The 22,164-nt window shown below is 70.5% G+C and carries 25 protein-coding genes and 1 tRNA gene; 15 read left to right on the forward strand and 11 right to left on the reverse strand.

The features are described 5' to 3' along the window. Positions 1–69: 69 nt before the first annotated feature. From rpoN to HND91_RS21370, 6 genes are all read right to left on the reverse strand, one after another. Positions 70–1,599, reverse strand: coding sequence for an RNA polymerase factor sigma-54 (gene rpoN / locus HND91_RS21345; RefSeq protein WP_181708635.1), 1,530 nt, complete (start codon positions 1,597–1,599; stop codon positions 70–72). Between the two features lie 69 nt (positions 1,600–1,668). After that, complete coding sequence (gene lptB, locus HND91_RS21350) at positions 1,669–2,463, reverse strand: LPS export ABC transporter ATP-binding protein (RefSeq protein WP_425485516.1); 795 nt, start codon at positions 2,461–2,463, stop codon at positions 1,669–1,671. A 17-nt stretch (positions 2,464–2,480) separates the two neighbouring features. Further along, positions 2,481–3,095: an LptA/OstA family protein gene (locus HND91_RS21355; protein ID WP_181708636.1), complete on the reverse strand. Its 615-nt coding sequence runs from the start codon at positions 3,093–3,095 to the stop codon at positions 2,481–2,483. Between the two features lie 2 nt (positions 3,096–3,097). Further along, positions 3,098–3,835, reverse strand: a complete 738-nt coding sequence (lptC, locus tag HND91_RS21360; protein ID WP_181708638.1) for an LPS export ABC transporter periplasmic protein LptC — start codon at positions 3,833–3,835, stop codon at positions 3,098–3,100. A 170-nt stretch (positions 3,836–4,005) separates the two neighbouring features. Then, positions 4,006–4,620, reverse strand: coding sequence for a ribonuclease D (locus HND91_RS21365; protein ID WP_181708640.1), 615 nt, complete (start codon positions 4,618–4,620; stop codon positions 4,006–4,008). Between the two features lie 200 nt (positions 4,621–4,820). Then, positions 4,821–4,905: transfer RNA gene (locus HND91_RS21370), tRNA-Leu, on the reverse strand. Positions 4,906–5,152: 247 nt separating this feature from the next. Between HND91_RS21370 and HND91_RS21375 the strand changes: the two genes are divergently transcribed. Continuing rightward, positions 5,153–6,130: a complex I NDUFA9 subunit family protein gene (locus HND91_RS21375; protein WP_181708643.1), complete on the forward strand. Its 978-nt coding sequence runs from the start codon at positions 5,153–5,155 to the stop codon at positions 6,128–6,130. Positions 6,131–6,247: 117 nt separating this feature from the next. On the opposite strand, the gene HND91_RS21380 is transcribed toward HND91_RS21375, so the two are convergent. After that, positions 6,248–7,054 (reverse strand): undecaprenyl-diphosphate phosphatase, encoded by an 807-nt coding sequence (locus tag HND91_RS21380; RefSeq protein WP_181708644.1) that lies wholly within the window; start codon positions 7,052–7,054, stop codon positions 6,248–6,250. Between the two features lie 218 nt (positions 7,055–7,272). Here HND91_RS21380 and HND91_RS21385 point away from each other — a divergent pair, with 218 nt between their 5' ends. The 12 genes from HND91_RS21385 to cysK all read left to right on the forward strand — a co-directional run bounded on the left by HND91_RS21385 (position 7,273) and on the right by cysK (position 16,775). After that, positions 7,273–7,965 carry a glutathione S-transferase family protein gene (locus HND91_RS21385; RefSeq protein WP_181708645.1) on the forward strand — a complete coding sequence of 231 codons (693 nt, stop codon included), beginning with the start codon at positions 7,273–7,275 and terminating at the stop codon, positions 7,963–7,965. Then, positions 7,962–9,113 (forward strand): tRNA epoxyqueuosine(34) reductase QueG, encoded by a 1,152-nt coding sequence (queG, locus tag HND91_RS21390; RefSeq protein WP_181708662.1) that lies wholly within the window; start codon positions 7,962–7,964, stop codon positions 9,111–9,113. The genes HND91_RS21385 and queG overlap by 4 nt, the downstream gene beginning before the upstream one ends. Before the next feature lie 76 nt (positions 9,114–9,189). Further along, a complete protein-coding gene (gene hisB, locus HND91_RS21395) occupies positions 9,190–9,783 on the forward strand; it encodes an imidazoleglycerol-phosphate dehydratase HisB (protein WP_181708646.1) in 594 nt (197 codons plus the stop codon). Between the two features lie 5 nt (positions 9,784–9,788). Beyond that, positions 9,789–10,268 (forward strand): DUF2628 domain-containing protein, encoded by a 480-nt coding sequence (locus HND91_RS21400; protein WP_181708647.1) that lies wholly within the window; start codon positions 9,789–9,791, stop codon positions 10,266–10,268. Next, the gene (gene hisH, locus HND91_RS21405; RefSeq protein ID WP_181708648.1) at positions 10,265–10,915 is read left to right on the forward strand and encodes an imidazole glycerol phosphate synthase subunit HisH; all 651 of its coding nucleotides are present in this window, start codon (positions 10,265–10,267) and stop codon (positions 10,913–10,915) included. The genes HND91_RS21400 and hisH overlap by 4 nt, the downstream gene beginning before the upstream one ends. A gap of 1 nt (position 10,916) precedes the next feature. After that, positions 10,917–11,666, forward strand: a complete 750-nt coding sequence (gene hisA, locus HND91_RS21410; RefSeq protein ID WP_181708649.1) for a 1-(5-phosphoribosyl)-5-[(5-phosphoribosylamino)methylideneamino]imidazole-4-carboxamide isomerase — start codon at positions 10,917–10,919, stop codon at positions 11,664–11,666. After that, on the forward strand, positions 11,660–12,457 hold the full coding sequence (gene hisF, locus HND91_RS21415) for an imidazole glycerol phosphate synthase subunit HisF (protein ID WP_181708650.1): 798 nt from the start codon (positions 11,660–11,662) through the stop codon (positions 12,455–12,457). Before hisA ends, hisF begins: the two co-directional genes overlap by 7 nt. Further along, positions 12,454–12,777 carry a phosphoribosyl-ATP diphosphatase gene (locus tag HND91_RS21420; RefSeq protein ID WP_181708651.1) on the forward strand — a complete coding sequence of 108 codons (324 nt, stop codon included), beginning with the start codon at positions 12,454–12,456 and terminating at the stop codon, positions 12,775–12,777. The genes hisF and HND91_RS21420 overlap by 4 nt, the downstream gene beginning before the upstream one ends. 115 nt (positions 12,778–12,892) lie before the next feature. Next, on the forward strand, positions 12,893–13,846 hold the full coding sequence (gene coaA, locus HND91_RS21425) for a type I pantothenate kinase (protein ID WP_181708652.1): 954 nt from the start codon (positions 12,893–12,895) through the stop codon (positions 13,844–13,846). A gap of 80 nt (positions 13,847–13,926) precedes the next feature. Next, complete coding sequence (gene coaBC, locus HND91_RS21430) at positions 13,927–15,147, forward strand: bifunctional phosphopantothenoylcysteine decarboxylase/phosphopantothenate--cysteine ligase CoaBC (RefSeq protein WP_181708653.1); 1,221 nt, start codon at positions 13,927–13,929, stop codon at positions 15,145–15,147. A gap of 23 nt (positions 15,148–15,170) precedes the next feature. Continuing rightward, a complete protein-coding gene (gene dut / locus HND91_RS21435) occupies positions 15,171–15,623 on the forward strand; it encodes a dUTP diphosphatase (protein WP_181708654.1) in 453 nt (150 codons plus the stop codon). 186 nt (positions 15,624–15,809) lie between these two features. Next, positions 15,810–16,775, forward strand: coding sequence for a cysteine synthase A (gene cysK, locus HND91_RS21440; RefSeq protein ID WP_181708655.1), 966 nt, complete (start codon positions 15,810–15,812; stop codon positions 16,773–16,775). Between the two features lie 61 nt (positions 16,776–16,836). Here the strand turns inward: cysK and HND91_RS21445 are convergent, their stop codons facing one another. Then, positions 16,837–17,298 carry an NUDIX hydrolase gene (locus HND91_RS21445; RefSeq protein ID WP_181708656.1) on the reverse strand — a complete coding sequence of 154 codons (462 nt, stop codon included), beginning with the start codon at positions 17,296–17,298 and terminating at the stop codon, positions 16,837–16,839. A gap of 240 nt (positions 17,299–17,538) precedes the next feature. Here HND91_RS21445 and speB point away from each other — a divergent pair, with 240 nt between their 5' ends. Continuing rightward, positions 17,539–18,441 carry an agmatinase gene (speB, locus tag HND91_RS21450; protein ID WP_181708657.1) on the forward strand — a complete coding sequence of 301 codons (903 nt, stop codon included), beginning with the start codon at positions 17,539–17,541 and terminating at the stop codon, positions 18,439–18,441. Positions 18,442–18,639: 198 nt separating this feature from the next. Here speB and HND91_RS21455 read toward each other — a convergent pair whose 3' ends face one another. Genes HND91_RS21455 through HND91_RS21465 form a run of 3 tightly spaced genes read right to left on the reverse strand, consistent with a single transcriptional unit; the run spans position 18,640 to position 20,827 of the window. After that, positions 18,640–19,371, reverse strand: a complete 732-nt coding sequence (locus tag HND91_RS21455; protein ID WP_181708658.1) for an inositol monophosphatase family protein — start codon at positions 19,369–19,371, stop codon at positions 18,640–18,642. Continuing rightward, on the reverse strand, positions 19,368–20,240 hold the full coding sequence (locus tag HND91_RS21460; RefSeq protein ID WP_181708659.1) for a glycerophosphodiester phosphodiesterase family protein: 873 nt from the start codon (positions 20,238–20,240) through the stop codon (positions 19,368–19,370). The genes HND91_RS21455 and HND91_RS21460 overlap by 4 nt, the downstream gene beginning before the upstream one ends. Continuing rightward, entirely contained in the window at positions 20,210–20,827 is a 618-nt protein-coding gene (locus tag HND91_RS21465) for an ABC transporter permease (protein ID WP_246329630.1), read from the reverse strand. Before HND91_RS21465 ends, HND91_RS21460 begins: the two co-directional genes overlap by 31 nt. 854 nt (positions 20,828–21,681) lie before the next feature. On the opposite strand from HND91_RS21465, the gene HND91_RS21475 reads away from it, so the two are divergent. Further along, entirely contained in the window at positions 21,682–22,101 is a 420-nt protein-coding gene (locus tag HND91_RS21475; protein WP_181708660.1) for a hypothetical protein, read from the forward strand. Positions 22,102–22,164: the final 63 nt, after the last annotated feature.

Here is a 22,164-nt window from a genome sequence, read left to right on the forward strand (position 1 = left end):
GCCATGAACCGGGCGCTCTTTAGTGACCTCACCGCACGAAGTCAACGAACAAAGACCGGCTGCACCTCTTCACGATGTGGCAAGCATCTGCTTCTGTCTGCGACGCTGGACCGAGGACGGGATCCGCATCGCCTCGCGGTATTTTGCGACCGTCCGGCGGGCGATGTCGATGCCGGCGTCGCGCAGGTTCTTGACGATCGTGTCGTCGGATAGGATGTCGTCCGGATGCTCGCCGTCGATCATCTGGCGGATGCGGTGCCGGACCGCCTCGGCCGAATGGGCGTCGCCGCCCTCCGCGGACGCGATCGAGGACGTGAAGAAGTACTTCAGCTCGAAGATGCCGCGGCCGGTCGCCATGTACTTGTTGGAGGTGACGCGCGACACCGTGGACTCGTGCATGCCGATCGCCTCGGCGATCATGCGCAGGTTGAGCGGGCGCAGGTGGGCGACGCCCTTGGCCAGGAAGGCGTCCTGCTGGCGGACGATCTCGGCGGAGACCTTCAGGATGGTCTTCGCCCGCTGGTCCAGGCTCTTCACCAGCCAGTTGGCGGTCTGCAGGCAGTCGGAGAGGTAGAGCTTGTCCGTGTCGCCCTTGGCGGTGCGGGCAACCTCCGCATAGTAGGTCTGGTTGACCAGCACCTTCGGCAAGGTGTCGGTGTTGAGCTCGACGAGCCAGCCGCCGTCCGGGCCCGCCTGCACGATCACATCGGGCACCACGGGCTGGATCACGGTGGTCCCGAACGCGTTGCCGGGCTTGGGATTGAGCGCCACGATCTCGCGGACCATGTCGGCGAGATCCTCGTCGTCTACGCCGCAGAGACGACGCAGCTGCGCCATGTCGCGGCGGGCGAGGAGCTCGATGTTGTCGAGAAGCGCCCGCATGGCCGGGTCCAGCCGATTGCGGTCGGCGAGCTGCAGGGCGAGGCATTCCGACAGGGAGCGGGCGCAGACGCCGATCGGCTCGAACGTCTGCAGGATGGCGAGCACCCGGTCGATCAGCCCGCGCGGGGCGCCGAGCCGCTCGGCCACCTGGTCGAGGTCGGCCCTGAGATAGCCCGCCTCGTCCACCGCGTCGATCAGGTCGGACCCGACGAGCCGCTCGACCGGATCGCTGACCGCGAGCACCAGCTGCTCGGTCAGGTGGTCGTGCAGCGACCGCTCGCCGGTGAGGATGCTCTCCAGGTTGAAGTCCTCGCCGGCGCCGGACCCGCCGGCGCCCACGGACGACCACTGGTCGCCGGCGAGCGCGCCGGCGTCGAGGAGGCCCCGCTCGGCGGCGCCGGGGGCTTCGTCCGGGAAGACGTTGGCGACGTCGGTGTCGAGGATCGCCTCGACCCGCTCGGTGGAGGGGGCGCCGTCGTTCTCGAACCAGTCGGCCTGCTCGCCATCGAGGGCGGCGGGCGCCGGCTCCGCCTCCGGACCGTCGCGGGCGGGGCCTTCGTCGGCCCGTTCCAGGAGCGGATTGCGCTCCAGTTCGGCTTCGACGTAGGCGACGAGATCCATGTTGGAGAGCTGCAGAAGCTTGATCGCCTGCATCAGCTGGGGAGTCATCACCAGCGATTGGCTTTGCCGCATTTCCAGACGGGCGGACAGCGCCATGGATCCCGATCACTCTGCCAGGGTCTTGGTCCAATTCTTGCTTCGAGTATGACACTTCGACCGATCAGGTCAAAGCGTAAATTGGTCGCCGAGGTAAACGCGCCGTGCGTCCGGGTCGTTGATGATGGTCTCCGGATCGCCCTCCACCAGCACCGTCCCGGAGTGGAGGATGTAGGCGCGATCGATGAGACCGAGCGTTTCCCGGACGTTATGGTCGGTGATCAGCACCCCGATTCCGCGGGCGGTGAGGTGGCGCACCAGGTGGCGGATGTCGCCGACCGCGATGGGATCCACGCCCGCGAACGGCTCGTCGAGGAGCATGAAGGACGGCCGCGTGGCGAGCGCCCGGGCGATCTCCACGCGCCGCCGCTCGCCGCCCGAGAGCGCGATCGCCGGCTGCTTGCGCAAGTGCTTCAGGCCGAACTCGTCGAGCAGGCTGTCGAGGTCCGCCTCGCGGCGGGTCTTGTCCTTCTCCACCAGTTCCAGGACGGCGCGGATGTTGTTCTCCACGCTGAGGCCCCGGAAGATCGAGGCTTCCTGGGGCAGGTAGCCGATGCCGAGCCGGGCGCGGCGGTACATCGGATAGCCGGTGATGTCGTAGCCGTCGAGCACGATGCGGCCGCTGTCCGCCGGCACGAGGCCGGTGATCATGTAGAAGACCGTGGTCTTGCCGGCGCCGTTCGGCCCAAGGAGGCCCACGGCTTCGCCGCGCCGGAGCACGAGGCTGACGTCGCGCACCACCTGGCGCTTGCGGTAGCTCTTGGCCAGGTGGGCCACCACGAGGTCCGCGTCGGTATCGAGACGCTGGCCCGGCCCGGCGGGGGGCTGGACGTCGAAGGCGTAGGGTCTCGTCACCGGAACAATCCCCCGTCGGGCTCTGGTCAGTTGCCGCTCGCGTCGCGCTGGAGGCTCTTCGGCTCGATCAGCATCTGGACCCGGCCGCCCTCCATCTTGGCCTGGCCGCTGTCGATGTTGATGACGAGGCGCGGCCCGCGGATCACGTTGTCGCCCTGGGTGAGCACCACGTTGCCCGAGACCACGATGGTCTTCGCCTTGGTGTCGAACACGGCGTTGTCGCCGCTGGCGGTCTGCGGTCCGGACGTGACGAGGACCTTGCCGTTCGCCTCCAGGCGGCGGACCTGCTGGGCGCCCTCGCCCGGCGCCTCGCCCTCGTAGTAGACCGTCAGCGAGGCGGTCTTCAGCACGGTATCCTGCTGGCGAACGACCACGTTGCCGGTGAACACGGCCATCCGGTCCCGCTCGCGGACCTCCAGGGACTCCGCCTCGAACTGGATCGGCTGGTCCCCCGCGACGCCGAGGCCCTCGAAGGCATTGGAGAGGGTGCCCGTCTGGCGCTGCGGCGCCTGCTGGGCCGGCTGCTCCGTCTGGGCCTTTTGCTCCGTCTGGGCGGCCGCCGGAGCGGCGGACGCGAGACCCGCGACGGCGGCGGCCAGAGCGACCCGGCCGATACGCCCGAAGGCGCCGATACGATCCATGCTCATCGTTGTCCTTCGCTGTTCGGGCCTCGATCGCCCTGGTCCAATGTCTCGACGGGATTGCCCTGCTGCCTGATGGCGTTCGGGTCGACGGTCATCCTGACGCCGTCGTGGAAGGTCACGGCTCCGCCTCGCTCGCCCACGGACATGCCCTTGGCCTCGATGGACCCGAGGGACGACGAGAAGGCGATCGGAGCGTCGCTCTCCACCTCGCCGGTGGCGAGGTCGATGGTGGCGGTCTTCAGGTCGGCGCTGGTTCCGTCGCTGCCGCGGATGGTGAGATCCTCGTCGAGCACGAGGCTCTGCCCGCCGGCGTCGTAGAGACCGGACCCCGCCGTGAAATCGGCGGTGCGGCCGTCCGCCTGCCGGACGGTGGCGCTGATCCCGTAGAGACGGATCCTCTTCGGATCGGAGAGGTCCTGGACGGCGCGCTCGGCGGTCACCTCGTAGGTCCGTCCCTTGCCGTCGCTGCCGGACAGCTTCGGCGCATCCATCGAGAGGCCTTCGGCGCTGATCCGGACATCGCCGACCGACAGGGCGATCTCGATGCGGGTCACGACGCCGATCGCCACCACGGACAGGAGGAGCACGAGCCCGAGCGCCGGAAGGGCGCGCCGAAGCCTGCGCACGCGCCGGCTCTGCCGCGCGGCCCGCTCGAAGACGGCGCGGCGCTCCGCGGTCAGCGCCCGCGGGCGCGAGGCGGTCGGTCCTGGGCTGGCGGGGGCGGCCAAGCGGGTCACGACGGAACGGTCCCAAGGTGTGGCGGCCGGTTGCCGGCGAGCGGCACGGGTCGCACGAAGAGGCCGGACATCCGTCGCGGACGTCCGGTCGGATCCATCATATGGATCAACAGTCTCTAAATTCCTAGTCGAACGACGCCGGTCGGCGTCGCCCCACGGCCCGGCGGCGATCACATGTGGGCGAAGATGTCGTCCTCGGCCCAGCCCGAAAGGTCGAGCACGGCCCGGGTCGGCAGGAAGTCGAAGCACGCGACCGCGAGCGCCATCCGGTCCTCGCGGGCCAGGAGCGCGAGGAACCTCTCCCGCAGGGCGTGCAGGTTGAGGACGTCCGAGGCGGCATACTCGACCTGCGCCTGGGAAAGCTGCGCCGCGCCCCAGTCGGAGGACTGCTGCTGCTTGGAGATCTCCACGCCGAGGAGATCCCGCGTGACGTCCTTCAGGCCGTGCCGGTCGGTATAGGTGCGGGTCAGCTTGGAGGCGATCTTGGTGCAGAACACCGGCGTCGCCATCACGCCGAAGGTGCGGTAGAGCACGGCGAGGTCGAACCGGGCGTAGTGGAACACCTTCACCCGGGCCGGATCGCCCACGAGGCGCACCAGGTTCGGCGCCGCCGTCTGGCCGCGCGCGATCTGCACCACGTCGGCGCTGCCGTCGCCGGGGGAGAGCTGCACCACGCAGAGCCGGTCGCGATGGGGATTGAGGCCGAGGGTCTCGGTGTCGATGGCCACCACGTCGCCGTAGTGGTCGAGATCGGGCAGGTCGCCCTGATGGATTCGGATCGTCATCGGGCCCCGGAACCGGAATGAGACGTGGCGCGACGGAGAGCGGGGCTCCGGCTCGCCGCCGTGACCCGCGGCCGTCAGAGGACCGGCGGTCCGGGCGGACCGCCACGATGATCACAGGGCCGGATCGTTGGTAGGACCGGCCGATCCGTCCGGCCCGGTGCGGACCGATGGATCTGCCGACGCTGACCGGCTGTCGCCGATGGTGCCCAGGAAAGGACTCGAACCTTCACGCCTCGCGGCACAGGTACCTGAAACCTGCGCGTCTACCAATTCCGCCACCTGGGCACAGGGGCTGTGGTCGAGGGCGGTCAATAAGGGCTGCCGAACGCCTTGTCAACGGCTCTTTGCGGGTGGACGCGAGGAGCCCCGGCGGACCCGGACGGCGCCGCCGGGGCGGGCCGGAAGGCCGGACATCGGCGAAAACACGGCTGTACAGGGGCCGTGCCCTTGGCTAGACACGGTGCCGACAGGCCACGCGCGCGGCGCGCGCGGGTCCCCCCCATGTCTCATGAGATCGCAAGGGCTGAAGGCCATGGCCACCATCACCGGCAGCGGACGCCTCGTCACCGTGTTCGGCGGATCCGGGTTCCTGGGTCGCCACGTGGTCCGGGCGCTCGCCCGGCGGGGCTGGCGCGTGCGCGTGGCGGTGCGCCGACCGGATCTCGCCGGCCACCTGCAGCCGCTCGGCATCGTCGGTCAGATCCACGCCGTCCAGGCCAACCTGCGCTACCGCGGCTCCGTGGAGCGCGCCGTCGCCGGGGCCGACGCGGTGATCAACCTCGTCGGCATCCTGGCGCCGTCGGGCGCGCAGACGTTCGACGCGGTGCAGGCCGAGGGGGCCCGCGTGGTCGCCGACGCCGCCAAGGCCGCCGGCACAACCCGGTTCGTCCACGTGTCGGCGATCGGGGCGGACCCGCGCTCCGCGTCGGCCTACGCCCGCACCAAGGCGGCCGGCGAGGCGGCCGCCTTCGCCGCCATGCCGGACGCGGTGGTGTTGCGTCCCTCCATCGTGTTCGGCCCGGAGGACGACTTCTTCAACCGCTTCGCCGAGATGGCGCGCTTCGCGCCGGCCCTGCCGCTGATCGGCGGCGGCCGCACCCGCTTCCAGCCGGTGTACGTGGGCGACGTGGCGACCGCCGTGGCCGAAGCCGCGGACGGCCGGGTGCCGGGCGGAACGGTCTACGAACTGGGCGGACCGGAGGTGAAGAGCTTCCGCGAGCTGATGGAGATCGTCCTCAAGGAGACGCAGCGCAAGCGCGCGCTGGTGAACCTGCCCTTCGGGGCGGCCGAGGCATTGGCCAAGCTGACCGCCTGGCTGCCGGGGGCGCCGCTGACCCTCGACCAGGTGGAACTCCTGAAGACCGACAACGTGGTCTCGGAGGACGCCATCCGGGACGACCGCACGCTGGCCGGCCTCGGCATCGAGCCGCATTCGCTCGCCGCCATCCTGCCGACCTATCTCTACCGCTACATGCGGCACGGCCAGTACGACCGTCACAAGCCGGTCTGAAACCTCTCCGGCACCCGCCCCCAGCGCGCCGGGGGCGGACGGCTGCCCGTCGCGCGGCACCGAATCCGACGCAAAGGCCCCGGTCCCGCCCGGGGCCTTTTCGTTCGCGCCGGCCGGTCAGCCGACCAGCCAGAGGCCGAGGAAGCCCAGCGTGCCGACGACGATCCGCCACCAGGCGAACGGCGCGTAGCCGTGGCGGGACACGAAGTCGAGCAGGGTGCGGACCACCAGGACGGCCACCACGAAGGACGCCACGAAGCCGACGCCGATCACGGCCGCGTCGTCGAAGGTGATGAGGTCGCGGTTCTTGTAGAGATCGTAGGCGAATGCGCCGGCCATGGTGGGCAGGGCGAGGAAGAAGGAGAATTCCGCCGCGGACCGCTTGTCGGCGCCGAGCAGGAGGGCGCCCACGATGGTGGCGCCCGACCGGGACGTGCCCGGAATCATGGCGAGGCACTGGAAGAAGCCGATCGCCAGGTAGGTGCCGAGCGGATAGCGCGTGGCGTCCGTATGCCGCGGCTTCAGGTGCATGTGGTCGACCAGCAGGAGGATGACGCCGCCGATGATGAGGGTGGTGCAGACGACGGCCGGCGTCTCGAACAGGACCGTCTTGATGAAGTCGTGGGCCAGCATGCCGATCACGACCGCGGGCAGGAAGGCGATGAGGACGCCGATCGCGAAGCGCCGCGCGTTCGGGTCCGTCGGCAGCGCGAGGGCGATGCGGGCGAGTCGCTCGCCGTAGACGGTCAGGATCGCCAGGATGGCGCCGAGCTGGATCAGGACCTCGAACGTCCGCCCGGTGGACGTGAAGCCGAGGAAATGGCCGACCAGCAGCAGGTGCCCGGTGGACGAGACGGGCAGGAACTCGGTCAGCCCTTCGATCAGACCCAGAATCAGCGCTTTGATAAGGACCACAAGATCCATAAACTGTCTCCGCATTTGGAAAAAATCACCGCCCCGTTCCTGGATGGCGGCGATTTGAAACTATTTGTTCACCGGTCGGGACGGCTCTATATCGAAGCCGCCCGCTTTCCAACGGACCGCAACCGCCCTTGCACGAATGAACGGGATGCCGTCGCCGCATCCGGTCGTTCCGTGCGCCCCCGGACGAGGCGGAGCGATGGTCCCGGATCAGGACGCCGATGCTGAAGCTTTACCACCACCCATTCTCCGCGTCCTCCCGCTTCGTGCGGCTGATGCTGGCCGAGCACGAAGCCAAGGTGGAACTGGTCATCGAGAGGCCGTGGGAGCGGCGGCCCGACTTCCTGGCCCTCAATCCGGCCGGCCAGGTGCCGGTCCTCGTGGAGAACGACGGGCCGCCGATCGTGGGCCCGTCCGCCATCATGGAATATGTGGACGAGACCCGCGGCTACGCGCTCGGCGATCGCCGTCTGATGCCGAACCACCCGGACGGGCGCGCCGAGATGCGCCGCCTCGTGGACTGGTTCGTCCACAAGGTCCAGGACGAGGTGACCAGCTATTTCGTCCATGAACGCATCTTCAAGCTGGAGATCCCGGCCGCGCGCGGCGGCGGCGCTCCCGACAGCCAGATCCTGAGGGCTGCGCGTCTCAACATCCGTCACCATCTTCGCTACATCGGCTATCTGGCCGGAACCCGAAACTGGCTCGCCGGCGACCGGCTGACCTTCGCGGATCTGGCCGCCGCCGCGGAGCTTTCGGCGGTGGACTATCTGGGCGAGGTGCCATGGGACGAGGATCCGCACGCGACGAGCTGGTACGCCCGGGTGAAGTCCCGGCCGTCGTTCCGCTCGCTCCTCGCCGACAAGGTCCCGGGCCTGCCGGCCTCGCCGAGCTACGCGGACCTGGACTTCTGACCGACGGCCGCTCCGCCGGAGGGCTGCCGAGACGCGTCCGCGACCGTGCAGCGGCGCTCGGCTTCGACGTGGTCCGGGTCGTCCGGGCCGGCTCGCTCGCCCCCGCCGACGAGCGCCTGCGCCGGTTCGTAGCGGACGGACATCACGGCCGGATGACGTGGATGGAGGAGACGCTGGAACGGCGCGCCGATCCGCGCGTGCTGTGGCCGGAGGTGCGGTCCATCCTGGTGCTCGGCTTCAACTACGGCCCGGCGGACGACCCGCTCGCCGCCCTGTCCCGACCCGAGACGGGCAACCTTTCGGTCTATGCCCGCAACCGCGACTATCACGACGTCCTCAAGGGCCGGCTGAAGGAGGTCGCCGACCTCCTCGCCCGGGAGACCGGGCGGGACGTGAAGGTGTTCGTCGACACCGCGCCGGTGATGGAGAAGCCGCTCGCCGAGCGGGCCGGCGTCGGCTGGCAGGGCAAGCACACCAACCTCGTCTCCCGCGCGTTCGGATCGTGGCTCTTCCTCGGCACCATCTTCTCGGCCGCCGATCTGGAGGCGGACGTCCCGGAGGCGGACCACTGCGGCTCGTGCCGGGCGTGCCTGGACGCCTGCCCCACCCAGGCCTTCCCGGCGCCCTACCGGCTCGACGCCCGCCGCTGCCTCTCCTACCTGACTATCGAGAACGACGGGCCGATCCCGGCTGAGTTCCGCGAGCCCATGGGCAACCGGATCTACGGCTGCGACGACTGCCTCGCCGCCTGTCCGTGGAACAAGTTCGCGCAGGCCGCCCGGGAGGCGAAGCTCGTCGCCCGCGACGACCTGAAGGCGCCGCCGCTCCAGGAGCTTCTCCGGCTCGACGACGGGGCCTTCCGGCAGCGCTTCTCCGGCTCGCCGGTGAAGCGCATCGGCCGCGACCGGTTCGTCCGCAACGTGGCCATCGCGGCCGGGAACAGCGGCGAGCCGGCCCTCGCCGGAGCCGTGGAAGACCTCACGCGGGACGCCTCGGCCCCCGTCCGCGGCGCGGCGGTGTGGGCGCTCGGCCGGCTCGCGCCCGCGGCGCTCGCGGCGGCCGCCGACCGGCTCCTCGCCGATCCGGACGAGGCCGTCCGGGCGGAGGCGCGGGCGGCGCTCGCGGCGACGGACGGCGGCGCGCCCTGAACGACGGTTTGCAACGCCCGCCCGGCCTGTTAGAACACCGGCGTTTTCTGACCTTGGATCCGGAGCCTGGACGCCCGTGCGCACCGCCCGCCTGTCGCGCAAGACGAACGAAACCGACATCACCGTCGCCGTCGACCTGGACGGCACCGGGACGGCGGACATTTCCACCGGCGTCGGCTTCTTCGACCACATGCTGACCCAGGTGGCGCGGCATGGGCTGATCGACCTCACCGTCAGGGCGGAGGGCGACCTCCACATCGACGACCACCACACGGTGGAGGACGTCGGCATCGCGCTCGGCCAGGCGGTGCGCCAGGCGCTTGGCGACAAGCGCGGCATCACCCGCTACGCGGACACCCACCTCGCCATGGACGAGGCCCTGACCCGCTGCGCGATCGACATCTCCGGCCGGCCCTTCCTGGTGTTCCGGACCACGTTCCACACGCCGAAGATCGGCACCTTCGACACCCAGCTGGTGGAGGAGTGGTTCCGGGCCTTCGCGATGAACGCCGGCGTGACGCTCCACGTGGAGACGCTCTACGGCTCGAACGACCACCATATCGCCGAGAGCTGCTTCAAGGCGCTGGCCCGCACGCTGCGGCAGGCGGTGGCGATCGACCCGCGCCAGGCGGACAAGGTGCCCTCCACGAAGGGCGTTCTGGAAGGGTGACGGCCATGACCCTCTATACGGTGCACGCGCCGTCGGCGGACGGGCGGAGCGCGTCGGACACGGACCGAGTGGCCTTCGTCAAGGACGGCTTCGCCTGGCCGGCGCTCCTGGTGCCGATCCTCTGGCTGCCCTACCGGCGCATGTGGTGGCCGCTCCTCGGCTTCCTGGCCGGCTCGATCGCGATCGGCCTCCTTGGCCGCCTCGTCGGCGAGGGTCCCTCGACGGCGATCGCCATCCTGTTCTCCGTCTGGTTCGCCCTGGAGGCGAACGCCATGCGACGCTGGACGCTGGCCCGGCGCGGCTTCGCCCTGGTGGGCGTCGTCGAGGGCCGGGACCGGGACACCGCCGAGCGGCGCTTCTTCGAGGACTGGCTGAGCGGCCTGGGTCCGTCCCCCGCGCCCGCCCCCGCCGGACCCGCCGCGCCCCGGTCGGCCGCGTCCGGGGTGATCGGCCTCTTTCCCGAACGAGAAGGCCGCCGGACATGAGCGTCGCCATCATCGACTACGGCTCCGGCAACCTGCGCTCGGCCGCCAAGGCGTTCGAGCGGGCCGCCCGGGAAGCCGGCTATGCGGGCGCGGTCCAGGTCACGGCCGATCCGGACGTCGTCCGGCGCGCGGACCGTGTCGTCCTGCCCGGCGTCGGGGCGTTCGCCGACTGCAAGGCGGGCCTCGACGCGGTGCCCGGCATGGTGGAGACCCTCGACGAGGTGGTGCTTCGGGGCGGCAAGCCCTTCCTCGGCATCTGCGTCGGCATGCAGCTCCTGGCCGCCCGCGGGCGCGAGAAGGCCACCACCGAGGGCCTCGGCTGGATCGGCGGCGAGGTGCGGCTGATCACGCCCGCCGACCCGGCCCTCAAGGTGCCGCACATGGGCTGGAATACGCTCGACCTCGTCCGGCCGCACCCGATCCTGGCGGACGTTCCGACCGGCGAGCGCGGCCTCCACGCCTATTTCGTGCACTCCTACCACTTCGTGCCGGACGACCCGGCGCACGGGGTGGCGACCACCGACTACGGCGGGCCGGTGACGGCCATCGTCGGTCGGGACACCGTCGTCGGCACCCAGTTCCACCCGGAGAAGAGCCAGACACTCGGCCTCGCGCTCATCCGCAACTTCCTGGCCTGGAGGCCGTGACGTGATCCTCTATCCGGCCATCGACCTCAAGGACGGGCAGGCGGTGCGCCTCAAGCTCGGCGACATGGGGCAGGCCACCGTCTACAACCCGGACCCGGCCGACCAGGCCCGCAGCTTCGCGGCGCTGGGCTTCCCGTGGCTGCACGTGGTCGACCTCAACGGCGCCTTCGAGGGCCGGAGCGTCAACGGCGCCGCGGTGGACGCGATCCTGGCGGCGGTCACCCCGGCCATGAAGGTCCAGCTCGGCGGCGGCATCCGCGACCACGCGGCCATCGACGGCTGGCTGGAGAAGGGCGTCGCGCGCGTCATCCTCGGCACGGTGGCGCTCCGCGACCCGGACCTCGTCCGCGGCGCGGCCCGGCGGCACCCGGGCCGGATCGTGGTCGGCATCGACGCCAAGGGCGGCAAGGTGGCCGTGGAAGGCTGGGCGGAGACCTCGGAGCTTTCAGCCGTCGACCTCGCCCGCCGGTTCGAGGACGCCGGCGTCGCCGCCATCGTCTACACGGACGTGGACCGGGACGGCATCCTGAAGGGCCTCAACATGGAGGCGACCCTGGCGCTCGCCCATGCGGTGTCGATCCCGGTGATCGCCTCCGGCGGTCTCGCGTCCATCGACGACGTCGCCCGGATGCTGGAGCCGGACGCCCGCATCCTCGACGGCGCCATCACGGGCCGGGCGCTCTACGACGGGCGGCTCGACGCCGCCGAGGCGCTGGCGCTGATCGCCCGGCAGGAGGCCGGCCCATGCTGAAGGCCCGCGTCATCCCGTGCCTCGACGTCAAGGACGGCCGCGTCGTCAAGGGCGTCAACTTCGTCGACCTGCGCGACGCCGGCGACCCGGTGGAGGCGGCCGCCGCCTACGACGCCGCCGGGGCGGACGAGCTCTGCTTCCTGGACATCACCGCGAGCCACGAGGCGCGCGGCACCCTCCTCGACGTGGTGGAGCGCACGGCCGCCCTCTGCTTCATGCCGGTGACCGTCGGGGGCGGCATCCGCACCAACGACGACATCCGCGCGCTGCTGCTGGCCGGCGCCGACAAGGTGTCGATCAACTCCGCCGCGGTGGCGGACCGGTCCTTCGTCGGCCGGGCCGCCGACAAGTTCGGCGACCAGTGCATCGTGGTCTCCATCGACGCCAAGCGGGTGAGCGGGCCGGACGAGGCGCCCCGGTGGGAGATCTTCACCCACGGCGGCCGGAAGGCCACCGGCATCGACGCCCTCGCCTTCGCGGAGGACGTGGTGAGGCTCGGGGCGGGGGAGCTCCTCGTCACCTCCATGGACCGGGACGGCACCAAGATCGGCTTCGACCTGCCGCTCACCCGCGCCATCGCGGACCGGGTGACCGTGCCGGTGATCGCGTCCGGCGGCGTCGGCACGCTCGATCACCTGGTGGAGGGCATCCTTCAAGGGCACGCGACCGCGGTGCTGGCCGCCTCCATCTTCCACTTCGGCACCCATACGATCGGCGAGGCCAAGGCCCACATGGCGGCGGCCGGCATCCCGATGCGGCTCGACCCGTCCGAACTCGCGGGGCCCCGATGAGCGACTTCACGCTCGACGACCTGGAGGCCGTGATCCGCGAGCGGCTCGCCACCGGGGACGAGACCTCCTACACCCGCAAGCTCGCCGCCAAGGGCATGCCGAAGGCGGCCCAGAAGCTCGGCGAGGAGGCCGTGGAGGCGGTGATCGCCGCCGTCTCGGGCGACAAGGCCGGGCTCGCCTCCGAGACCGCCGATCTCCTCTACCATCTCCTGGTGGTGCTGGCGCTCGCCGACGTGAAGCTCGAGGCCGTCATGGCGGAACTTGCCGGGCGCACCGGCCGTTCGGGCCTCGTCGAGAAGGCGCAACGGCCGAAAGACTAACGCAATCGCAAGATCGGTCGTGATAGAAGACCGTCATATTCAGAGCTCGCGGCCCTTCCGGCGCGCGCGGGCCGTTGTGCGATCGGCCCGACCCCGGCTGGTCGAGGTGATCCCGATGGACCAGACCGCCCGGACGACTGTCTCGCCATACCAGGTCTTCTCCAAGGCCGAATGGTCTTCGCTGAGCCAGGGCACGCCGCTGACGCTGACGCTGGAGGACGTGGTGCGCCTGCGCGCGCTGAACGACCCCGTGTCGCTGCCGGAAGTGTCGGACATCTACCTGCCGCTGTCGCGGCTTCTCTCCCTCTACGTGGAGGCGACCCAGGGCCTGCACCGGGCGACCCGCAGCTTCCTCGGGCATTCGGACGCCAAGATGCCGTTCGTGATCGGCATCGCCGGGTCCGTGGCGGTGGGCAAGTCGACGACGGCCCGCATCCTGAGGGCCATGCTGCAGCGCTGGCCGTCCAGCCCGAAGGTGGCCCTGGTGACGACGGACGGCTTCCTGCTGCCGAACGCGGTGCTGAAGGCCGAGGGCCTGATGGAGCGCAAGGGCTTTCCGGAGAGCTACGACCTGCCCGCGCTCCTGTCCTTCCTGTCCGAGGTGAAGGCGGGGCGGCCCCAGGTGACGGCGCCGGTCTACAGCCACCTCGTCTACGACGTGGTGCCGGGCGAGACCATCACCATCGACAAGCCCGACATCCTGATCCTGGAAGGGCTGAACGTCCTGCAGACGAGCCGGTTGCCGAAGGACGGCAAGGCGGTGCCCTTCGTGTCGGACTACTTCGATTTCTCCGTCTACATCGACGCGGACGAGGACGACCTCCGCCGCTGGTACGTGGAGCGCTTCATGCGCCTGCGCGAGACCGCCTTCCGGGATCCGCGCTCCTACTTCCGGCGCTATGCCGAGGTCTCCGAGGAGGAGGCGGTCACGATCGCGAACGGGCTCTGGGACCGCATCAACCTGCCGAACCTCAAGGACAACATCCTGCCGACGCGGCCGCGGGCGGACCTGATCCTGCGCAAGGGCGGTAGCCACGCCATCGAGACCGTGATGCTGCGCAAGCTTTGAACGGCCCCTTCTGCCGCTTTGCCTTCCCGGCCGGTTGCCGCTAGGGTCCCGCCGTTCAGGCCCACCGACGGACCGGTCCCATGCTCGCCTCCAAGCGCATCCTCCTCGTCATCGGCGGCGGCATCGCCGCCTACAAGGTGCTCGACCTCATCCGCCGCCTGAAGGAGCGCGGCGCGAGTGTGCGCGCCATCCTGACCAGGGCGGGCGCGGAGTTCGTGACGCCGCTCGCGGTCGGCGCCCTCACCGAGACGCGCGTCCACACGGACCTGTTCGACCTCACCGAGGAGCAGGAGATCGGCCACATCCGCCTGTCGCGGGAGGCCGACCTGGTGCTCGTGGCGCCGGCGACCGCCGACCTGATGGCCAAGATGGCGAACGGCCTCGCCAACGACCTCGCGTCCACCTGCCTTCTCGCCACCACGGCGCCGGTCATGGTCTGCCCGGCCATGAACCCGCGGATGTGGAGCCATCCGGCCACCCGACGGAACGCCGAGACCCTGAAGCGCGACGGTGTGGTGGTGATAGAGCCCGCCTCCGGCCGCATGGCCGAGCGCGGCGAGGAGGGCGTCGGCCGGCTGCCCGAGCCGCTGGAGATCGTCGCCGCGGTGGAGCGCTTCTTCGCCGGCGCGGGCGGCGGCGCCCTGCTGGCCGGCCGCCGGGTGATCGTGACCTCGGGCCCGACCCTGGAGCCGATCGATCCGGTGCGCTACATCGCCAACCGCTCGTCCGGCCGTCAGGGCCATGCGATCGCGGCGGCCGCGGCCCGGGCCGGAGCCTCGGTGACGCTCGTCTCCGGGCCGGTCGCGATCCCCGATCCGCCGGGCGTGACCGTCGTCAAGGTGGAGACCGCCCGCCAGATGCTCGCCGCCGTGGAGCAGGCGCTGCCGGCGGACGTGGCCGTGATGGCGGCGGCGGTGGCGGACTGGCGCGTCGCCACCGAAACATCGTCCAAGATCAAGAAGGACGGTTCCGGCCGGCCGCCCGTGCTCGATCTCGCCGAGAACCCGGACATCCTGAAGGCGATCGGCCAGCTCGGCTTCGGCCGGCCCGCCGTGGTCGTGGGCTTCGCCGCCGAGACCGACGACGTGGAGGCGAACGGCCGCGCCAAGCTCGCCCGGAAGGGCGCCGACCTGATCGTGGCGAACGACGTCTCGCCGGAAACCGGCGTCATGGGCGGCACCAGGAACACGGTGCACGTGATCTCGGCCGATGGCGCCGAGCACTGGCCGACCCTCACCAAGGACGAGGTCGCCGAGCGCCTCGTCCGGGTGATCGCCGCGCGCCTCGGCGCCGCTCCCTGACCCGTTCCGGATCCGCACCCTTGATGACTGAACCGACCGTCGCCGTCGTCCGCCTGCCCCATGGGGCGGACCTGCCGCTGCCCGCCTACCAGACCACCGGCGCCGCCGGGATGGACCTCCTCGCCGCCTGCGCCGCGCCGATCACGCTAGGGCCCCTCGCCCGCGCCCTCGTTCCCACCGGGATCGCGATCGCGCTGCCGCCGGGCTTCGAGGCGCAGGTGCGGCCCCGGTCCGGGCTCGCGGTCCGGCACGGGGTGACCGTGCTGAACAGCCCCGGCACCGTGGACGAGGACTATCGCGGCGAGATCCAGGTGATCCTGATCAACCTCGGCGCCGACCCCTTCGTGGTGCGGCGCGGCGAGCGGATCGCCCAGATGGTGATCGCGCCGGTCTCGCGCGCCCGCCTGGAGGAGGCCGCGAGCCTCGACCGGACCGGGCGGGGCGCCGGCGGCTTCGGATCCACCGGCGTCGGCTGAAGGAATGGTTTTCTCCGGACGGCCCGTGTGGCGGAAACCCGTTGCCTGGGACGCTGCCGCGCTTCCACGCCGTCTCTGGCCCGACGCGCGGGCCGGAGATAGGATCGCGGTCACTCGGGGGCTCGCGTCGCGCCCTCTCGGTCGAGGGGCGTCCCCGCCCCCACAGCGCTTGAAGGACATGGCATCATGACCGGTGAGACCCGCCGCGGCCGCGGCAAGATCTACAACAGCATCACCGAGACGATCGGCGACACGCCGCTGGTGCGGCTCGACAAGATCGCCGAGGAGAAGGGCGTCGCGGCGCGCCTCGTCGGCAAGCTGGAGTTCTTCAACCCGATCGCCTCCGTGAAGGACCGCATCGGCGTCGCCATGATCGAGGCCCTGGAGGCCGAGGGTCGGATCCGGCCGGGCGAGACCACCCTGGTGGAACCGACGTCGGGCAACACCGGCATCGCGCTCGCCTTCGTGGCCGCCGCCAAGGGCTACCGGCTGATCCTGGTGATGCCGGAATCCATGTCCATCGAGCGGCGCAAGATGCTGAAGCTGCTCGGCGCCGAACTGGAGCTGACCGAGGCCCCGAAGGGCATGAAGGGCGCGATCGCCCGCGCCGAGGAGCTGGTGGCCACCATCCCGGGCGCGCTCATCCCGCAGCAGTTCCAGAACCCGGCCAACCCGGAGATCCATCGGCGCACCACCGCCGAGGAGATCTGGACCGACACCGGCGGCGACATCGACGTGTTCGTCTCCGGCATCGGCACGGGCGGCACCATCACGGGCGCCGGCCAGGTGCTGAAGAGCCGCAAGCCCGGACTCCACATCGTGGCGGTGGAGCCGGTGGAAAGCCCGGTGCTTTCGGGCGGCAACCCGGGTCCGCACAAGATCCAGGGCATCGGCGCCGGCTTCGTGCCGGGCGTGCTCGACACCGCCGTCTACGACGAGGTGGCGCAGATCTCCTCCGACGAGGCGCTCGCCACCGCCCGGCTGACCGCACGCCTGGAAGGCATCCCGGTCGGCATCTCGTCGGGCGCGGCCATCGCGGCGGCGGTCAGGGTCGGGCAGCGGCCCGAGTTCGCCGGCAAGACGATCGTGATCATCATCCCGTCGTTCGCCGAGCGCTATCTGTCGACGGCCTTGTTCGACGGCCTGGCCTGAGCGGCTGGAGGGTGAACGGCGGACGGAACCGGTGCGCCGCCCGGTCGGCCTCGTCCGGCGGTCAGGCGGTCGGCCGGTCGATCTCCTCGGCGGCCGACGCGTCGACGAACTGGGTGATGACCGGGATGAGGCCCGGGTCGCCGGCGCGCGCCACCGCCTCCTCCGGCGTCACCCAGGCGACGTCCCGCTGGCCCTTCTCCGGCCAGTCGTCCAGTTCCCGCTCCACCGTCATGGGATAGACGGCGACCACCACGGCCGCCGTCTTCTTCGGGAAGCGCTTGATGTAGCGGTAGACCGTGAAGGGCTTGCGGTCGGCCTTGCCGATCACGCCGGCCTCCTCGAAGGCCTCGGTCTCGGCCGCCTCGTGGGGCTTCAGGCCCTTGATGGTCCAGCCGCGCGGCAGGATCCAGCGGCCGGTCTCCCGCGTCGTCACCATCAGGATCTGCAGGCCGCCGCCCGGGGCTCTCCGGTGCACCAGAGCCGCGACCTGTTCGAACAAGATGGGCTTGGAAGCTTTGCCCAACGCCTGACCCTCTCCGGTGAACCGCCCGAATCGCCGCACGATCAACACATCCTCTCGTCTATACCACCTCAAAATGCCGTCACCCGGCTATGGGTCCAACGATCTCGACCCCCAATTGATCCGATCCTTGCAGCGGATCCATGACGGACCGCATGATTTCTCGCCACTGTCGCCGCCGGGTCGTCGCCAAGGCCGAGCGGGTCGGATAAGCATGCGGGCCGTCAACCGGAGACCATCCTGATGGGACAGACCCCCACCTTCGCCGTTCCGCCGAGCTTCCTCGGCGTGCGGTCCACCGATCGGACGGCGCGTTTCGTGGTGGCCGGCATCCCGCTCGACATCGGCGTGACCAACCGGACCGGAACGCGCGGCGGCCCGGCGGCCGTCCGCGCCGCCAGCCGGATGCTGACCGACGGTGACCATCCGCATTTCTGGATCGACCCTCTGGCGCTCGACCTCGCGGACATCGGCGACTTCGAGATCAGCCTCGGCGACATCGAGAAGAGCCTTTCGCTCATCGAGGCCCAGGCGGCGGGCCTCGGCCATCTCCTGGCCATCGGCGGCGAGCACGGCATCTCGCTGGCGCTCCTGCGCGCCCTGAAGGCGCGCGTCGGCGCGCCGGTCGGCATGGTCCACTTCGACGCCCATGTGGACACCTGGCCGGACAACTTCGGCCAGGTCTACGGGCACGGCTCGCCCTTCTATCACGCGATCGAGGAGGGGCTCGTCGACCCGGCCCGCACCATCCAGATCGGGATCCGCTCGCCGGTCCAGAAGGAGGTCTGGGATTGGACGGTCGGCAAGGGCGTCACCATCCTGACCGCCCAGGACGTGCACGAGCAGGGCCCCGCGGCGGTGGCCGACCGGGTCCGGGCCGTGGTCGGCGCCGGGCCCGCCTACTTCACCTTCGACGTGGACAGCCTGGACCCCGGTTTCGCCCCCGGCACGGGAACGCCGGAGTTCGGCGGCCTCCACCCCTGGCAGGTCCAGGCGATCATGCGCCGCCTCGGCGGCCTCGACTTCGTCGGCATGGACGTGGTGGAGGTCTCGCCGGCCTATGACGTGTCCGAAATCACCGCCCTCGCGGCCGCCACCGTGGTCTGGGACTATCTTGCGCTGCTGGCGAGCGGCGGATCGCGCTGACGGACGCGGGCCGCGCGCCGGCCCGGGCCGCGCCTTGACCCGGCCGGTGAAACGCCGGCGATCGGCTCGCGGGACCTCCACGCGATCCGTCTCAGCCGAAGCGGAACCGCAGCAGGGACACGTCGTCGAGAGGACGGACGCGCCCCACTTCCCGCTGCGGTGCTGCGCACCCGGACGTCGCTGGTCACGCGCGCCCCGTCACCCCACCGCCTCGACGGACCAGCCCTTCGGCGTCGCCGTGGATCCGACCGAGACGGTCAGGCCGGCCTCCAGGCAGAGCGCGGTCCCGCCGGCCATGTCCCAGACCGTGGTGCGGCGCTGGACGTGGCCGTCGACGATCCCCTTGGCGGCGAAGGCGAGGCCGAGGGCGGTGCAGCGGAAGCACTCGACGATGTGGCCGGTGCGACGGAGGTCTGCGTAGAGATCCGCCATCGCGGAAAGATCGTCGTCGTTGCTGTCGCCGAGCGAGATGACGCGGGACGCGCCACCGCCGGCAGCCCGCGTGAAGCGACGACCGTTTACGAAGGGGCCGAAGCCCTCCTGGGCGGCGAAGCGCTCGCCCAACGCCGGCAGGACGACGACACCGAGCCGGGGACGGCCGGCCCGCACGTAACCGATCGACACGGCCCAGAGCGGGGAGCCGCGCAGGAAGTTGGTGGTGCCATCGATCGGATCGATCGCCCAGTATCCGGTTTCGGCGAGCTCGCCGCCGTCCTCCTCGCCAAGGAGGCCGTCGCCCGGGAAGGCGGCCGCGAGCTGACCGCGGATGAAGCGCTCCACCGCGACGTCGGCCTCGGATACCGGGTCGTTCATGCCTTTGCTGCGCGCCTCGAGGTCCCGGTGCCGACGGAAGAAGGACAGCGCCAGCGCCGCCGCTTCGTCGGCGATGTCGGAGACGATCCGCAGCCGATCCGGTAGGCCGTGGGTCACCGCAGGAGCCCCCGACTGCCGAGATAAGCGGCCAGCGCATCGACCGCGTCCGTCTGGATGGCGCCGACGCCGGCCTCGATCAGCGGGCCCCAGACGCCGTCCGGATCGACCACGGCGCGACCGTCCCTGAGATCCAGATCGTGCGAGACCTCCAGCGTGTTGACCCAGAGCCGGGTATCCTGCCGCTCCAGTTCCGCTCGGGCCGAGGCGAGATCGTCGAGCGCGGAGAAGTGGACCTCGACCACCGGCGGCCGCAGCGCCTCGATCCGGCGGAGGTCCTCCGCGAAGCGGCCGGGCCGGGCGGCGAGCATCGGCATGTGCGGGACATGGCCGAACCAGGACAGCGAAAGGGCAGCGAACGGTGCCGCGTCGAGGTCGGTCGGCGTCTTGAGGAGAACCTCGTCGGTGACGCCGAGATCCCGGACGAGACGCCCGACCGCATCCGTGTCGCGGGCGTATTTCACGTCGACGTTGACGGCGATCCGCCCGCGCGCGGCCTCCAGCGCCTCGGCGAGGAGGGGAACGCGCTGGTCCGTCAGGGCGGCATCGGATCCGCCGGCGCCATGGCGGAGCCGGGCGCCCCTGACGACGTCCACCGGCAGATCCGCGACGACGCCCCGGCGGTCGGTGGTCCGGTCGAGCGTTTCGTCGTGGATCACGACCAGACGCCCGTCCGCCGTCGCTTGGGTGTCGATCTCGACCATGTCGGCGCCGGCAGCGATCGCCGCCTCGATGGCGGACATCGAGTTCTCGGGCGCATGCGCCCAGTGGCCGCGATGGGCGATGACGAGCACGTGGCGACCGTGGCGGGACAGCATGTCGGCGAGGCGGGAGGGCTTCAGGGTGGGCGCGGCATTGGCAACGGACATCGTATTGGTGTCTTTCCGGGATTCTCGAGGGGAGAGGGATCAGAGCTTGCCCATCCCGGCTGCCATGATGTCGTCGCGCGTGATCCGCCCGGCGAGGACGAAGATGGCGACGGCGGGTACCAGCAGGATGAAGGCGACGATGGAGGCGAGCGGGAACGGCAGGGCGTAGGGGTCGAGATAGATGTAGAGCTTGACCGGCAACGTCCGGATGACAGGCGCGCCGACGATGAAGGTTCTGTCAACTCCTCGAAGCTGCCGATGAAGGACAGGAGGCCGCCCGCCATCAAGCCGGGCACGGACAACGGCAGGATCGGGTTGAGGAACACCTGACGCCAGCCGGCGCCGAGGGAGCTGGCGGCCTCGATCAGGTCGTCCGGGATGGTCTCCAGCGCCGCGGTGAGCAGGCGGATCATCATCGCCAGCGTGCCGACCATCTGGACGAGGATCACGCCGGCGACCGAATAGGCGAGCCCATAGGCGAGAAAGATCTTGCCGATGCCGACGGCGACGATGTGGCCGGGGACGATCAGCGGCGCCAGGATGAACACGTCCACCGCCCGCTTCAGCCGGAAGGGAAAGCGCGCCATCGCCCAGGCGGTCGGGAAGGCCACCGCCGCGCTCGCCACCGTCACCACGACCGCAATCGCGAGGCTGCTCGCGAGCGCGCCGATGATTCCGCTCGCCGCGGTGACGCTCCGCCAGTGATCGAGCGTGAAGGTGTCCGGCGTTGGCGGCGACGGAATAGATGAACCCACCGCCGGAACCGCCCTTGGAGGGCAGGGTGACGGCGAGCTTCTTCGGGTTCTTCTCGGCCCAGGCGAGCAGGTCGTCGAAGGTCTGGGGCACGTCCTCCGGCTTCGCGAAGGCGCTGTCGTAGCCGATGGCGGTCTGGTTCAGATGGACGAGGTTGAAGGTGCCGCCGTGGGCATTGCCGGCCACCACGTCGGCCCGGGCCGGGTCGTAGGCGTCCATGGACGGCAGGATCGCCGCAAAGTTGAGGCTCGGGATGACCTTGCCGGCGGAAAGCAGCGGATAGTCGCCGCCGACGACGAAATAGGCGTCTACCGGCGCGTCCTGGCCGGCCTCGTGCACGGCGATCAGCTGCTGGTTCGCTTGGGCGCCCTTGACGTCGGAGTACTCGACCTTGATGCCGTATTGGCCTCGAAGGGCTTGGCCTGCGCAAGCGCAGCTTCGGCTATCCCTCGTTCAACTACGGGTACGGCGGCGGCCTGGTGGTCGGCGGTCGGCCGCTGATCGGCACACATGGCAACGCGGGCGAACTCAGCGGCATCCACGACCCGGACGAAACGGTGAAGCGCCCAGCCTTGCGCTCCCTGATCGATGCGCTTCGCGCCGAGGGCGTGGCAGTCGACGGGATCGAGGACCTGTGCGACCGGTCGACCCGACCTGGCCCGGGGTGGAGGCCTGGATCGAGCGCGTCATGCCGCTGCTCAACCGCCTCATCAACACGCTCTCGGCGGTTCTCGATCCCGAGGCGATCGTGTTCGGTGGACAGGCCCCGCCGCCGCTCGCCCGCATGCTGATCGCCCGCGCCCAATTCTGGGGCCGGCATCGCTACGGCATCGGCATGGCCCGGCCCGAACTCCTCCTCTCCGAGGTCGCCGGCGACGCCGCCGCGGCCGGAGCCGCGATGCTGCCGCTCCGCGAGGTCGTTACGAGTGAAGCCCGACGCCAACACGCAAATCAAGCAAACCCGACAGCAAGACGCCATGGTCGACGCCCCGACCGTCGAAACGACGATCATGAGAGCGCTCGCAGACCATTTGGTGGAGGACGGTGGCGCACCCGACAGGGTGTGACGCCATTTCCGATGCCGTGGTCTGACGTGCGGCTCTGTTGATTCAAGGGCTTACGTCGGACCGGGCGAGGACACAAGACGGTCTTGTTCTACGGGCTGTTTCAT

It is taken from the genome of Chthonobacter rhizosphaerae (assembly GCF_013839525.1).
GTDB classification, from domain to species: domain Bacteria; phylum Pseudomonadota; class Alphaproteobacteria; order Rhizobiales; family Pleomorphomonadaceae; genus Chthonobacter; species Chthonobacter rhizosphaerae.